Here is a 14435-nt window from a genome sequence, read left to right as displayed (position 1 = left end):
CGGAGGTCAAAGGCGCAGCCAGACCGCTCCGAGGACCCGGTCCACGGGGAACGGCCCCATCTGGCGCGAGTCGAAGCTGACGTCCGCGTTGTCACCGAGCAGCAGCACATGGCCCGGCGGTACGCGCTCGGCGACGCCCGCGGGGGTGGTCCAGCGCCCGCCGGGTCCGGCCGCGACCCGCTTGACGAGCCACTGCCGGCCGGCGACCGGTTGCCGTCGGCTGCCCAGTCCGGCCGGCGGAACGGGCCAGCTCCGGGTGCGGGTGTCGGGCTGTTCGACGACGACCACCCCGCCGGGCGGCGGCACGACCCCGCGCCGCACCACCACGTGGTCACCAGGGCGGTAGGCGGGCAGCATGCTGTGGCCGACCACGGTGACCGACACCAGCCGTCGGCGCAGGTGCCAGGCAGCACCGGCGGCGGCAACGCACGCGGCGACCGCGACCAGCCCGAGCCGGATCACCGTGCCGCCTCCTGGGCCGAGGGCAGCTCCGGCCGCTCGCTGTATCCCACGTATCCGGCGGCCTGAAGGGTGAACAGCCGGGCGTACGCGCCGTCCCGGGCCAGCAGGGCGGAGTGGTCGCCCTGCTCGACGATCCGGCCCTGCGCCAGGACGACGATCCGGTCCGCGTCCCGTACGGATCCGAGCCGGTGGGAGATCAGCAGCCGGGTGCCGCCCCGGTGGAAGTCGTCCACTTCGGCGTGCAGTTGGTACTCGGCCTCCGCGTCGAGGCCCGAGGTGGGTTCGTCCAGGATCAGGAAGTCCCGCCGCTCGCGCACCAGGGCGCGGGCCAGCGCCAGCCGTTGCATCTGGCCGCCGGAGAGCAGGACACCTGTCGTCGCGTCGTCCTCGTCCGTGCCGGGGAAGAAGGTCCGCGTGACGAGGGTGTCGTAGCCGAGGGGGAAGCCGGTGATCGTCTCGTGGACACCGGCCCGCCGGGCCGCCTCGGTCACCCGGGCGGGATCGTCCAGCGTGTCCGGATCGCCGAGGGCGATGTTCTCCCGGGCGGTCAGGTCGTAGTGCATGAAGTCCTGGAACACCGCGCTCATCCGGGAGCGCAGTTCCTCGGGGGCCACGTCCCGGATGTCGACGCCGTCCCAGAGGATGGCGCCGTGGGTCGGGTCGTAGAACCGGCAGAGCAGTTTGACCAGAGTGGACTTCCCGGCGCCGTTCAGGCCGACCAGGGCCAGGCTCCGGCCTCGTGGGATCACGAGGTCCACGCCCCGGATGATCCACGGCTGGTCCTCGGCGTACCGGAACCAGACGTCCCGCAGTTCGATGTGGTGCTCCAGGGGCGGCAACGGGCGCGGATCCGCACGGCGTTCGAGGTCGGGTCCTGCCATGGTCACCTCCTGGTAGTGCCCGAACAAGGTCAGTGCCTGGTGGGCGCGGGCGGTGCTGTCGGCGAGCTGCGCCACCGCCGCCTGTACTCCCGCGACGGCGGCGATGAAGATGGCGATGTCCCCCAGCGTCAGCGCGCCCGACCGCGCGCTCTGCAGGGCCCACACCAGACCGGCCCCGGACACCAGTGCGGCGAGCAGTGCCAGGCCCGACTGGGTGGACAGCTCACGGCGGTCGATGCGGCGCCGGGAGGCGTCCGTCGTCAGCCGCTCCCGCTGCATCCGCCCGAGCAGGAAGCCCCCCGAGCCGAACAGCCGTACTTCCTTTGCCGCGTTGACGTCCGAGAGCAGCTGGTCGAAGAACAGTTCGCGTCGTTCCCCGGGGCTGATGCTCCAGAGCATCTCCGCCCGGCGACGGGAGAGAACGATCTCCGCGGCCAGCACGGGAAGGGCGAAGACGAGGACGAACACGGCCATCAGCGGGGCCAGGGCGACCAGCGATGCCAGGAAACCCGTGATGGTGATGCCGGCCCGGGCCACTCCGAGTGTCCCGCTCACCACGGCACCGGGCGTGTTGCGCCCGGACTGCTTCGCCATCCGCAGCGTGTCGAGGAACTCCGGGTCCTCGAAGGGGCCCAGCCCCACGAACCTGCCCACGGCGGAGAACAGCCTGTTCTGCGCGAGAGTTCCGGTCCTCCGCCCCAGCTCCGCCTGGAGGTAGGCGGAGAGATGGGGAAGCACGGCCTGCACGACTCCTACGGCGGCGAGTCCGACGGCCAGCGCGGCCAGCGTGCTCGCCTGCGCATGGGCGGTGAGGTGGTCGAGGGCGATCTTGGTGAGCCAGCCGAGGGCCACCGGGAGGACACCGCCGACCAGATCGAGCGCGGCGTAGACGAGCAGTGCCGCCGGCGCGGCCTCGAATCCGAGGGCCAGAGCCGCCGCCAGGCGCTTCGGCCCGGGTCCCCGCCCGACCCCTGTACGGGCGGGGTTCGGCGCCTGTCCCGACACGCCGGACTTCTCTATGGGCATGGCACCTCAGCCGCCCACGAGATCCGGCTGGCGGAGCGGCGCCGCGTCGTTCGGGAGCGCCGCCGAACTCTGTGTGGAGACCACCACCCTTCCGTCTCCGTCCACCAGGACGTAGGTCGGGAAGACGGAGACGCCGAGGCTCTCCACGATCCCGGACGCGCCGTCGACGCCATGGACTACATGGCCCAACTGGCCGAGTTCGTCCTGGTAGTACGGGAGCCCGTCGGCGTCACCGACGACGATCGAGAACACCCGGTCGCGGCTGATGCCCGACGCCCGCAGGAACGACTTGTAGGCGGGCATCTGCATCTTGCAGCCCGTACAGCCGACGGACTGGAACGCGAGCACCCACGGCCCCGAACCGGCGCCGGGCAGACGCACTTCCTCGCCGGTCACGTCGACGAGCGCTGAACTCGGCGGAATCACGGTGCCCACTTCGGGGGCACTCCCCCGACGGTTGCTCAACAGGCCTTGCTCGGTGAGCGGATCGAGGAGTTTCTTCACCCGAAGAGCAACGGCCACGGAAAGACCGCACGCCGCTGAAGCCGTCAACAGGGCGAGGACGGAAAGCACGATCCCCATGCGCACTCCATTTCTCAGGTCACAGGTGTGGTGCGGAAGAGGGAGGCCAGCTCCCCCAGATGAAGCAGGGTCACGCCGAAGACGGCCGCGGGAGCCACGACCACGGCGTACTCGGACAGGCCGGGGCCCGCCGAACGTGCTGCCGCCCACCAGGTGAGGGCGCAGATGACCAACAGGAGCAGGTTGCGTACGACGTGCGCTCCCGACACGGGAGTGTCGTCCGCGCCGGCACAACCGCAGGACGCGGCCGGATTCGACCGCAGCAGGCCGATCAGATACAGCGTGAAGACGCCGAGAAGAACAGCGGCCACGAAGTATCCCGCCCATTCCGACGGGCGCAGCAACAGGAGTCCGGCAGCGCTCCATTCGACCGCCGGAACCGCTGCGGCCAAGGCGCCGGAAAACCTGCCGAGCCTCGGAACCGTCGCCGTCAGATGCCGCCGGAAGGCGCGCAGATCCCTGGCCTTCTGCACGCCGGACCAGATGAACACCGTGACCAGGCACAGTTGCCCGAACGCTGCTACCGCTTGCATGGGTCCCCGATTGACGTACGGATCGGTACGCGGGAGGGCCGCCGTGCGTGAGACCGGCACGGCGGCCACCGTCGGTCAGACGCAGCGCAGCGTGCAGTTGGGCAGGTAGCAGCAGTGGAGCTTGTAGATCTGTCCCCCGGAGACCCTGTTGTCGTAGTAGCAGTCGGCCGCACAGCCGGCCGCCGCGGTCGTCTGGGGGAGCAGCTTGCCGGCGACACGGCCGGCCACACCACGCAGCATCTTGGACATCAAGGTTCTCCTCGTCTGGCATTCCTGTCGGATGCCCCAGGTCCCAGGGGGTCCCGGGGGCTTCCGACCTTGTTGCCCAAGCCTCTCCGAGGGAACTTTCTCCGGGCTTTCAGTGCCCTTTCAGCGCCGGGTCCAGGACCACGTCCTCGTCGCGGGCCTCCGTCGTCGGGTCCTCCGGGAAGTGGCAGGCCGTCAGGTGGTTCTCGCGGTTGCCGGAGATCTGGACCAGCGGAGGCTCCTCGCTCGCGCACTTGTCCTGCGCCTTCCAGCAGCGGGTGCGGAAGCGGCAGCCGGACGGCGGGTGGATCGGCGACGGGACGTCACCGGCGAGGCGGATGCGCTCGCGGGCCTCCGTCTCGTCGTCCATCGCCACCTCGGGGACGGCGGAGAGGAGAGCATGCGTGTACGGGTGACGCGGGCGGTTGTAGATCGAGTCCCGGTCGCCGACCTCGACGATCTTGCCGAGGTACATCACCGCGACGCGCTGCGAGAAGTGCCGGACGATCGCCAGGTCGTGGGCGATGAACAGGAACGCGATGCCCATCTCCTCCTGGACCTTCTTGAGGAGGTTCACCACCTGGGCCTGGATGGACACGTCGAGCGCGGAGACCGGCTCGTCCGCCACGATCAGCTTCGGCTGCAGGGCGAGCGCGCGGGCCACCCCGATGCGCTGACGCTGACCGCCGGAGAACTCGTGCGGGAAGCGGTTGTAGTGCTCGGGGTTGAGACCGACCAGCTCCAGGAGCTCGCGGACCTTCTTCTCCCGGCCGCCCGTCGGCTCGATCCCGTTGACCTCCATCGGCGACTTGATGATCGTACCGACGGTCTGGCGCGGGTTCAGGGAGCTGTACGGGTCCTGGAAGATCATCTGGATCTCGGAGCGGACCGGCGCCAGCTGCTTGCGCGAGGCGTGCGTGATGTCCTGGCCCGAGTACGTGATCCTGCCGCCGGTCGGCTCCAGGAGCCGGGTGATGAGCCGGCCCGCGGTCGACTTGCCGCAGCCGGACTCGCCCACCATGCCGACGCTCTCGGCGACCCCGATGGTCAGATCGATGCCGTCGACCGCCTGCACGGCGCCGACTTTCCGTTTGACCGGGAAGCCGCCGTGGATCGGAAAGTGCTTCGTGAGGCCCTCGACCTTGAGCAGTTCCTCGGTCGACGTACCGGTGGAACCCTGCTGTGCGGGGAGGGTGAGGTTGTCGCTCATGTCGCGGTGCTCCCTAGCGCAGCCGGGGCTGGATCTTGTCGATGAAGATGGTCTGCTTCTGCTCCGCCGACAGATGGCACGCGGAGGCGCGCCCGTCCGCCAGCGACGGCCGTACGTCGGTACAGAGGCTGCCCGAGACCTCGCCGGTGAAGGCGCAGCGCGGGTGGAAGGGGCAGCCCGAGGGCGGGTTGAGCAGCGAGGGCGGCGAGCCGGGGATCGGCGTCAGCGCCTCGTCGATGTCACCGTCCAGGCGGGGCATGGAGCTGAGCAGGCCCCAGGCGTACGGGTGCTGCGGCGTGCGCAGGACCTCCTTGACCGTGCCGCGCTCCACGGCCCGGCCGGCGTACATCACCAGCAGGTCGTCGGCCATGTTCGAGATGACGCCGAGGTCGTGCGTGATGAAGATGATCGCGGAGCCGAACTCCTGCTGGAGGTCCTTGAGCAGGTCCAGGATCTGCGCCTGCACCGTCACATCCAGCGCGGTGGTGGGCTCGTCGGCGATCAGCAGGTCGGGGTCGCACATCAGCGCCATGGCGATCATCGCGCGCTGGCGCATACCGCCGGAGAACTGGTGGGGGTAGTCGTCGAAGCGCGTCCTGGGCTGCGGGATGCCGACCTTCTCCAGCATCTGTACGGCCCTGACCTTCGCCTCCTTCTTGGAGGCGCCGGTGTGCTTCATGAACGGCTCGGACAGCTGGCGGCCCACCGTGTAGTACGGGGAGAGCGCGGTCAGCGGGTCCTGGAAGATCATCGCCATCTTGTTGCCGCGGAGCTGCTCCAGCTCCTTCTCCGTGGCGGTGACTAGTTCCTTGCCGTCGAGGACGATCTCGCCGTCGACGGTGGTGCTCCTCGGGTCGTGCAGACCGAGGATCGTCAGGTTCGTGACGGACTTGCCCGATCCGGACTCGCCCACGATGCCCAGGGTCTTGCCGCGCTCGACGTCGAAGGAGAGCCCGTCGACCGCTTTGACGATGCCGTCCTCGGTGGAGAACTGCACCTTGAGATCGCGGACCGAGAGGAAGCTGTCCGGACCGGTCGGGGCCGGTGCGCCCTCGGGCTTGGTCAGTGTGGTCACGGTGGTTCGTTCTTCCTGGGAGAGCCGGACCTACGGGGTCGATGTAGGCATACACGACGTCGGTAAGAACGTTCGAAACCGGACCGAGGAGGGGCCGGTCCGCCACCACCGCAGCCGTCGGCCCGTCGCACTGGCATCGATTCCGAATGCAAGGCTCGACAAACCAAAAGGCGTCTCCGGCAACCCTGTTGCGGTACTCACGCCCGATGCCGGCCACCGAGTGGTGGCCGGCATCGAGAATCACTCACATCAGCAAATCGATCACCGCACAGGCGGCCTGAAGACCACGCGGACATCGCCGTGCGGCGACAGCGAGATCAGCAGGTTCGACGACATGGCCGCCGCCAGCCGCTCCAGGAGCGGCAGGGTCGGCACTCCCCTGCCGCGCTCCAGACGCGACAGCGCCCCCTGACTCATACCGGCCTGCGCCGCGACCCGCTCCTGCGTCAGCCCCATTTCCAGCCGCCTGGCACGCACGGCCGCCCCGAAGGGCCTGCCGAGCCATTCGCTCGCGACTTCGTCGCAGCTGCCGCCGCGTCTGCGATCTGCCACAACATGCATTTTCGCCACTCTCCCCGTGTACTGAACGACCGTCACACCTCGCGCGCCCGAGAGAACCCGTGAGGCATCCCAGCCATCAGAAGATGAACCATCTGCGGTAGTCGGTCCCGCACTCGAGAAGGCCTTGAGTGCGTCTTTCATGTCGCAAAGCGCATGAGCCCCGCAGAGAGATGATGATCACTTTATGTACATCGAGCGATAGCGGCAATCCACCCAGAGGCCACGAACCAAGTCGCCCGACTCCAGCACGAGTTCCCGTTTGCACGCTTTGCCCTTTAGCGATCACGACGGTCAAGACAGACACGTATCTCCGGCGCACCATGTCTCGTTTGCTGCTGACGGGGGTTCTGGTGAGTACTTCACTCCACGGCAACGATCATGACCGCGCCGTCGGCCCCAGAGCCACACAGAGCCATCACAGCTAGTTCGACAGAAGTCGCAGACCGGCTTACTCACCCGAAGGGCACCATCCGTGAGGAAACTCGCAAGCAGCGTCGTCACCACCGCCATTGTCGCGGGCGGCATGGTGGGCGGAGTCGCCGCGCCCGCCTCGGCGGCGTGCGCTCCGAGCCCCGGCAAGGGCTACAAGATCACGAACAAGTCGACGGTGCAGAAGTCGACGAACCTCCACAGCGACTGGATGTACGACCACCTCGGTGGCAACCTCACGTACAACGCGACCTCGACCGCCGAGGTGAACGCCAGCGGCACCGCGGGCGTCGAGGCCGAGGCCGGGGTCATCTTCGCCAAGGCGAGCACGTCGTTCAGCGTGACCGTCGGCGGATCCTGGTCGAAGTCCAGCAGTTGGGAGTACTCGATCCCGGCCAAGAACAAGGCGGGCAAGACCAAGGTCCGCATGACGATGTTCCACGAGTCCAAGAAGTTCAAGGTCCGCAAGTACACGTACCGCTACAACGCCCAGTGCAAGTACGTCGAGAAGACCGTGTGGACCAAGTGGATGGTCGCGCCGGTGAAGAAGAACAGCAACGTCTGGGGCCTGGAGTGGAAGTAGCCCCATGAGTGTGGTCCGTCGGATTCCCGGCGGACCACACTCCGGTGGGGGCCGTCAGGCCCCCACCAGGGACGCTTCACCGGTCTCGACCAATAGCTGTCCAACTCGCGCGTCAACGTGGCATTTCCGCAGGCCACACACGGTAAGGCACCGTTGACGGGCACAGACCGCCACTGATAGATACCTGATCAACCCACTTGGCCCCACCCGGTCGGGTGGGGCCCGGTACCTCCAGACGTCCCTGTGCGAGCGATGACACGAGGCCACGTTCTATGAATGCTCAAGACCGGCGCAGCAGACGGAACCAGAGCCTGAAGAGCCGTACGCTCCGGCTCTTAGCCGCCGCCCTGGCGCTCTCGGCCGCTGTCTCGACTCCGCTCGGCCTCGCGCCCCAGCAGGCGTCGGCGGCGGAGAGCAAGAAGGTCCTCACCGTCGCCGTCGCCCAGAGCGTCGACTCGCTGAGCCCGTTCCTCGCGTCCCGGCTGGTCAGCACCAGCATCCACCGGCTGATGTACGAGTTCCTGACCAACTACGACCCCAAGGACGCCCACCCGATCCCGGGGCTCGCCACCAAGTGGACACCGTCCGCCGACAAACTCACCTGGACGTACACGATCCGCTCCGACTCCAAGTGGTCGGACGGGCAGCAGGCCACCGCCGAGGACGCGGCGTGGACGTTCAACAAGATGATGACCGACGAGGGTGCCGCCACCTCGAACGGCAGCTACGTCGGCAACTTCGAGAAGGTGACGGCTCCGAGCCCGACACAGCTCGTCATCAAACTGAAGAAGCCGCAGGCCACGATGGCCGCCCTCGATGTGCCGATCGTGCCCAAGCACATCTGGGAGAAGGTCGGGGACTTCTCGGAGTTCAACAACGACAAGAGCTTCCCCATCGTCGGCAACGGGCCGTTCGTCCTCACCGACTACAAGGCGGACAGCTACGTCCGGCTCAAGGCGAACAAGAACTTCTGGCGCGGCGCCCCGAAGTTCGACGAACTGGTCTTCCGGTACTACAAGGACCAGGACGCCGCCGTAGCCGCCCTGCGCAAGGGCGAGGTCTCCTTCGTCGCCGGGGCCCCGGCCCTGACACCCGCTCAGGCCGAGTCCCTCAAGGGCGTGAAGAACATCCACGTCAACGAGGCGCCCGGCCGTCGTTTCTACGCCCTCGCCACCAACCCCGGCGCGCGGGCCGCGAACGGCGAGAAGTTCGGTGACGGGGACCCCTCGCTCCTCGACGAGCGGGTGCGGCACGCGCTGTTCATGGCCGTCGACCGTACGACCCTCATCGACAGGGTGTTCCAGGGCCACGCGGTCGAGGGCGAGGGCTACATCCCGCCGCGCTTCTCGACGTACTTCTGGAAACCGTCGGCAAGCCAGAAACTCGCCTACGACCCCACGAAGGCGGCCCAACTCCTCGACCAGGCCGGCTACAAGAAGAACGGCGACGGCAAGCGGGTCGGCAAGGACGGCAAGCCGATCACCTATCGCATCCTTTGCCACGCCACCGACCCCAACGACAAGGCCGTCGGCCAGTACCTCCAGGAGTGGTGGGGCGACCTCGGCATCGGGGTGAAGCTCGACTGCCTGGACAACGTGAGCGACCCCTGGCTCGCGGGCACCTACGACCTCGCCTTCGACGGCTGGTCCGTCAACCCTGACCCGGACTTCGTCCTGTCGATCCACACCTGCGGGGCCCTGCCCGCAACACCCAAGGACGTGGGCGCCACCGACAACTTCGTCTGCGACAAGAAGTACGACGACCTGTACGCGCGCCAGCTCGCCGAGTACGACCCGGCCGAACGGGCGAACATCGTCAAGCAGATGGAGTCGCGGCTGTACGACCTCGGGTACATGAACGTCATGGCGTACCCGAACGCGGTCGAGGCCTACCGCACGGACCAGATCAAGTCGATCACCACCATGCCGGCGAAAGCGGGCAACATCTACGGTCAGGACGGCTACTGGAGCTGGTGGTCGGCGGTGCCCGCAGCCGCCGACAGCTCGTCCGACGACTCCAGCTCGACGGGGGTCGTCGCGGGCACGGTCGGAGGTCTCGCGGTCGTCGTCGGCGCCGTGGTGTTCTTCGTGATGCGCCGCCGGGCCAGTGCAGAGGACCGCGAATAACCGATGACCGCTGACGCAGCATCCGCGTCGGTCGCGGAGTCCGACGGGGCCGCCCTCGCCGCCCCGTCGGACCGCGGTCCGCGCCGCAACCGGTCCGCCTATCTGCGATACGGGGCAGGCAAGCTGGGCGGCGCCGCCGTCTCCCTGCTCGCCGTCCTCGTCACCAGCTTCTTCCTCTTCCGACTGATCCCCGGCGACCCGGTCAAGACCATGACGGGCGGCCGCCAGGTATCGGCCGAGCAACTGGCCGCCTACCGACGGGAGTTCGGCCTGGACCTGCCGCTGTGGCAGCAGTTCACGGACTACTGCGGCAAGGCTCTCACCGGCGACCTCGGCACGTCGTACCAGTTCCGGGCGCCCGTCATCGACAAGATCACCGAAGCGCTGCCGAACACACTGGTGCTCACCGGCACCGCGTTCGTCCTGTACACCGTGCTCGGCGTCTACCTCGGCACCCGCGCGGCCTGGCGCAACGGCGGACCGGGCGACCGGCTCAACACCGGTCTGGCGCTCGTTCTCTACTCGATTCCGTCGTTCTGGCTCGGACTGCTGCTCATCATCGTCTTCTCGGTGGGCGTCGGCCCGATCCCCGGTCTCTTCCCGACCGGCGGCATGGAGTCGGGCGGTGAGACCGGCTTCGCGTACGTCCTCGATGTCGCCCACCATCTCGTCCTGCCGGTGGTGACCCTGGTCGCGGTCGAGTACGGACAGACCCTGCTGGTCACACGCTCGGCTCTGCTCGACGAGATGGGCAGCGACTATCTGACGACCGCCCGCGCCAAGGGGCTCAGGGACGACCTGGTCAGGCGTCGGCACGCCGTGCCGAACGCCATGCTGCCGACCATGACACTGATCTTCGTCAACCTCGGCCGGACCGTCGCGGGAGTGATCCTCGTCGAGACCGTCTTCTCCTGGCCGGGCCTGGGCGGGCTCTTCTACCAGGCGCTGAGCGTGCCCGATCTCCCGCTGGTCCAGGGACTGTTCTTCGTCTTCGCCGCAGCGGTGATCGTGATGAACACGCTGGCCGACCTGCTCTATCCGCTCCTCGATCCCAGGGTGGGCCGATGACCACCGAAGCGACTCCCCCGACGGCCCGGGTCCCGGCCGGTCCCCGGCAGCTCGCCCGGCAGCGGCGCCGCGCCTCCGTCGTCCGGTTCTGGAAGCGGTACCGCGGCCACCGCGCCGGCCTCCTGGGCCTGGCCCTGCTCGCCCTCTTCGCACTGGTCGCGCTGACCGCACCGTTGACGGTCGGCTCGGACGTCGCGAGCGTGACGGGCGCGCCAGGACAGCCCATGGAGAGCCCGAGCGGTGAATTCCCGCTGGGCACCGACCGGTTCGGGCGCGATCTGCTGGGCCTGCTCGTCTGGGGCGCGCGGGTCTCCCTGCTCGTCGGGCTGCTCGCGGCCCTGCTCTCGGTGGGTATCGGCGCCCTGGTGGGGGTCACGGCCGGGCACTTCCGCGGGATGTACGCCACCGTGATGATGCGGGTCACCGACTGGTTCCTGGTGATGCCGACGCTGGTGCTCGCCATCGCGCTGGCCACCGTCATGTCCCGCTCGCTCGGCACGGTCGTGCTGGCGATCGGCGTGACGTCCTGGCCGACCACGGCCCGGCTGGTGCGGGCACAGACCCTGGCGGTCGAGTCGCGGCCGTACATCGAACGCGCGAAGGCCCTCGGCGGCGGGCACTGGCACGTCATCGCCCGGCATGTGCTGCCCAACGTGATGCCACTGGTGCTGGCACAGGCCACCCTGATCATCTCCTCCTCCATCCTCGCCGAGGCGACCCTCGCGTTCCTCGGGCTCGGCGATCCGACGGTCGTGTCCTGGGGCGGCCTGCTCCAGGAGGCACGTGAGGCGGGCGCGGTCAGCGCCGGCGACTGGTGGTACCTGGTGCCGCCGGGCATCGCGATCGCCGTGGTCGCCCTGGCGTTCACACTGTGCGGACGCGCGGTGGAATCCGTTCTCAACCCCAGGCTGGGGGTGGCCCGTTGACGCTGTTGGAGGTCCGGGACCTCAATGTGACCTACGCGGGCGGGGCGGCCGCCGTGCGCGGTGTGGACCTGTCGCTGGCGGCCGGCCAGAAACTCGGCATCGCGGGCGAGTCGGGCTGCGGAAAGTCGACGCTGGCGCTCGCGCTGCTCAGGCTGCTGCCGACCGGGACCCGGATCGGCGGGGAGATCCTGCTGGACGGTGAGGACATCCTGACGATGCGGTGGGGGCGGGTACGGGCGGTCCGCTGGGCGGGCGCCTCGATCGTCTTCCAGGGGGCGATGCACTCGCTCAACGCCGTTCACCGCGTGGGCGACCAGATCGCGGAGCCGATCCTGCTGCACCGCAGGGCAACCGCGGCCGCCGCGCGGAGGAGAGCCGGCGAACTGCTGGAGCAGGTGGGTCTGCCGGCGGCGCGGGCTTCGGCGTATCCGCACGAACTCTCCGGCGGCCAGCGCCAGCGCGTCATGATCGCCATGGCGCTGGCCTGCGACCCACTGCTGGTCATCGCCGACGAACCGACCACCGCCCTGGACGTGATGATCCAGGCGCAGATCCTGCGGCTCATCGAACAGCTGGTCACCGATCAGAACCTGAGCCTCGTCATGATCAGCCACGATCTGGCCGTACTCGCCGACACCTGCGACCGGCTCGCGGTGATGTACGCGGGCCGCGTGATCGAGGAGGGGCCTGCACGGCAGGTGTACGAGGATGCGCTGCACCCGTATGCCGGGGCTCTGTCGGCGGCGTTCCCGCGTATCGGGGACCCGGCGTCACGGTTTGCCCCGCGGGGGCTTGCCGGGGACCCGCCCGACCCGTCTCGGCTGCCTGCCGGGTGCGCGTTTCATCCGCGGTGCGCGGTGGCGCTGGACGTGTGCGGTAGCGAGGACCAGGCGCTTCGGGATGCGGGGCGGGAGCGGCGGGCGGCCTGTGTACATGTAGATCGTTCACCGCGGGCCGGTGGGGGCTGGTCGCGCAGTTCCCCGCGCCCCTAGGTGGGTGCAGTCCCGAAGTCGACATCGCCAGGCCCGCTTAGGAGTGCCACATGACCACCGCACCTACGGCCGTGCAGGCCGCCCCCCTCCTCAGTGCCCAGGGCCTCCACGTCACCTTCCCCGGGCGGCACGGGGCCGCGCCCGCGCGGGCCGTGGACGGGGTCGAGCTCGACATCCGGGCCGGGGAGATCGTGGCGCTGGTCGGCGAGTCGGGCTGTGGCAAGACGACGCTGGCCCGTGCGCTGCTCGGGCTGGTCCCGCCGACCGCCGGACACGTCAGCTTCGGCGGCAAGCCCCTGGAGTACTCCTCACGGGCCCTGAAGGCCTACCGCAGCCACGTCCAGCTGGTGCTCCAGGACCCGTCCGGATCGCTGAACCCCCGGCACACGGTGTACGACGCGGTGGCCGAGGGACTGCGCATCCACGGGTACGCCGGGGACGAGCGGGCCGCGGTCACGGAGGCCCTCTCCCGGGCGGGCCTGCGACCACCCGAGCGGTTCTTCCTGAGCTACCCGCACGAGCTGTCCGGCGGCCAGCGTCAACGTGTGGTCATCGCCGGCGCCCTGGTCCTGGAACCCGAACTCATCGTCGCCGACGAGCCGGTGGCCTCCCTGGACGCCTCCGTGCGCGGCGAGATCCTGGCCCTGCTGCTGCGCCTGCGGGCCGAACTGGGCCTGTCCGCCCTGGTGGTGACCCACGATCTGGGGCTGGCGTGGAACATCGCCGACCGGGTCGCGGTGATGTACCTGGGCCGGATCGTGGAGACGGGGGACGTCGAACAGGTCCTCTCGGCGCCTCAGCACCCGTACACCCAGGCCCTCCTGTCGGTCCTTCCGGAGGCGCCGGGCGACCCGGTGGTGCTCACCGGCGAACCCCCCGACCCCTCCCGCATCCCCACCGGCTGCCGCTTCCACGCCCGTTGCCAGATCCTGGCGAACGGGGAGGCGGAACGCGCGGGCGTCGCGGACGCGTGCCGGAGCCAGGATCTGGAGGTGCTGGACGGCGGCAGCGGGGAACGGGTGGCGTGCCATTGGGCACGGGCGAGGGTCGCCGGCTGACGTCTCCGGAACGCGGCTTATTCGTTCGACATCCGACCGCCGATCCGCGATGCTCACCGGCGATGACACGAACCGACACGCCTCCCGCGTGGGACGAGCGCACTCAGCTGTCGACTTTCCTCGACTACGTACGTGACACCGCCCGCGCCAAGTGCGAGGGCGTTTCCCCCGAGGACGCGGTCAAGGCGCCGCTGCCGGGATCGCCGCTGATGACCCTGTGCGGGCTGATCAGCCATCTGCGGTGGGTGGAGTTCTGGTGGTTCCAGGTGGTGTTCCTGGGCGAGGAGCTGGTGGGCCCGCTCGCCGACGCCACGGACGACGACCCTGACCCGGAGATGCGGCTGGCCGTGCGGACCCCGCTCGCCCAGCTCCTCGCCGAGTACGAGGAACAGAGCGCCCGTTACCGGGAGTTGGTCGCGACCCACGGCCTCGACGACGAGGCCAAGAAGCCCGTCCGCGACGGACGCCGGGTGAACCTCCGCTGGGTGATCCTTCACCTGATCGAGGAGACCGCCCGCCACAACGGCCACCTCGACATCGTCCGTGAACTGGCCGACGGGGTGACGGGAGACTGACGGAGGACCGGGAGACGGAGAGGACCGGAGTCGGGTACGTCGATGTCGATTCAGTCATCACGCGCAGTGCCTTTCGGATAGGCTGAAGCGGAGCGCTGTTCC

General features: G+C 69.0%; 15 protein-coding genes. 7 read left to right on the top strand and 8 right to left on the bottom strand.

Features of this window, described 5'->3' with window-relative positions:
- Window positions 1-6 precede the first annotated feature (6 nt).
- The 8 genes from ACWCRB_RS30985 to ACWCRB_RS30950 all read right to left on the bottom strand — a co-directional run bounded on the left by ACWCRB_RS30985 (window position 7) and on the right by ACWCRB_RS30950 (window position 6567).
- Window positions 7-462, bottom strand: a complete 456-nt coding sequence (locus ACWCRB_RS30985) for a S26 family signal peptidase (RefSeq protein WP_450999194.1) — start codon at window positions 460-462, stop codon at window positions 7-9.
- Window positions 459-2369: an ABC transporter ATP-binding protein gene (locus ACWCRB_RS30980; protein ID WP_450999193.1), complete on the bottom strand. Its 1911-nt coding sequence runs from the start codon at window positions 2367-2369 to the stop codon at window positions 459-461. The genes ACWCRB_RS30985 and ACWCRB_RS30980 overlap by 4 nt, the downstream gene beginning before the upstream one ends.
- 6 nt (window positions 2370-2375) lie before the next feature.
- Complete coding sequence (locus ACWCRB_RS30975) at window positions 2376-2951, bottom strand: TlpA family protein disulfide reductase (RefSeq protein ID WP_450999192.1); 576 nt, start codon at window positions 2949-2951, stop codon at window positions 2376-2378.
- Between the two features lie 14 nt (window positions 2952-2965).
- On the bottom strand, window positions 2966-3484 hold the full coding sequence (locus ACWCRB_RS30970) for a MauE/DoxX family redox-associated membrane protein (protein WP_450999191.1): 519 nt from the start codon (window positions 3482-3484) through the stop codon (window positions 2966-2968).
- A 75-nt stretch (window positions 3485-3559) separates the two neighbouring features.
- Window positions 3560-3733 carry a hypothetical protein gene (locus tag ACWCRB_RS30965; protein ID WP_235475065.1) on the bottom strand — a complete coding sequence of 58 codons (174 nt, stop codon included), beginning with the start codon at window positions 3731-3733 and terminating at the stop codon, window positions 3560-3562.
- Window positions 3734-3842: 109 nt separating this feature from the next.
- Entirely contained in the window at window positions 3843-4940 is a 1098-nt protein-coding gene (locus tag ACWCRB_RS30960) for an ABC transporter ATP-binding protein (protein WP_450999190.1), read from the bottom strand.
- A 13-nt stretch (window positions 4941-4953) separates the two neighbouring features.
- Entirely contained in the window at window positions 4954-6015 is a 1062-nt protein-coding gene (locus ACWCRB_RS30955; RefSeq protein WP_450999189.1) for an ABC transporter ATP-binding protein, read from the bottom strand.
- A 261-nt stretch (window positions 6016-6276) separates the two neighbouring features.
- Window positions 6277-6567, bottom strand: coding sequence for a helix-turn-helix domain-containing protein (locus ACWCRB_RS30950; RefSeq protein WP_450999188.1), 291 nt, complete (start codon window positions 6565-6567; stop codon window positions 6277-6279).
- Between the two features lie 481 nt (window positions 6568-7048).
- Here ACWCRB_RS30950 and ACWCRB_RS30945 point away from each other — a divergent pair, with 481 nt between their 5' ends.
- From ACWCRB_RS30945 to ACWCRB_RS30915, 7 genes are all read left to right on the top strand, one after another.
- Window positions 7049-7588, top strand: a complete 540-nt coding sequence (locus ACWCRB_RS30945; protein ID WP_450999187.1) for a hypothetical protein — start codon at window positions 7049-7051, stop codon at window positions 7586-7588.
- Window positions 7589-7860: 272 nt separating this feature from the next.
- Window positions 7861-9714 (top strand): ABC transporter substrate-binding protein, encoded by a 1854-nt coding sequence (locus ACWCRB_RS30940; protein WP_450999186.1) that lies wholly within the window; start codon window positions 7861-7863, stop codon window positions 9712-9714.
- Window positions 9715-9717: 3 nt separating this feature from the next.
- The gene (locus ACWCRB_RS30935; protein ID WP_450999185.1) at window positions 9718-10782 is read left to right on the top strand and encodes an ABC transporter permease; all 1065 of its coding nucleotides are present in this window, start codon (window positions 9718-9720) and stop codon (window positions 10780-10782) included.
- A complete protein-coding gene (locus tag ACWCRB_RS30930) occupies window positions 10779-11708 on the top strand; it encodes an ABC transporter permease (RefSeq protein WP_450999184.1) in 930 nt (309 codons plus the stop codon). The genes ACWCRB_RS30935 and ACWCRB_RS30930 overlap by 4 nt, the downstream gene beginning before the upstream one ends.
- Complete coding sequence (locus ACWCRB_RS30925; protein WP_450999183.1) at window positions 11705-12700, top strand: ABC transporter ATP-binding protein; 996 nt, start codon at window positions 11705-11707, stop codon at window positions 12698-12700. The genes ACWCRB_RS30930 and ACWCRB_RS30925 overlap by 4 nt, the downstream gene beginning before the upstream one ends.
- A 50-nt stretch (window positions 12701-12750) precedes the next feature.
- Complete coding sequence (locus ACWCRB_RS30920) at window positions 12751-13758, top strand: ABC transporter ATP-binding protein (RefSeq protein ID WP_450999182.1); 1008 nt, start codon at window positions 12751-12753, stop codon at window positions 13756-13758.
- Window positions 13759-13820: 62 nt separating this feature from the next.
- Window positions 13821-14333: a DinB family protein gene (locus ACWCRB_RS30915; protein ID WP_450999181.1), complete on the top strand. Its 513-nt coding sequence runs from the start codon at window positions 13821-13823 to the stop codon at window positions 14331-14333.
- Window positions 14334-14435: the final 102 nt, after the last annotated feature.

The organism is Streptomyces sp. NPDC002156 (assembly GCF_053593675.1).
Note: the sequence above shows the minus strand (reverse complement) of the source record. Positions and strands in the feature narration are given on the sequence as shown.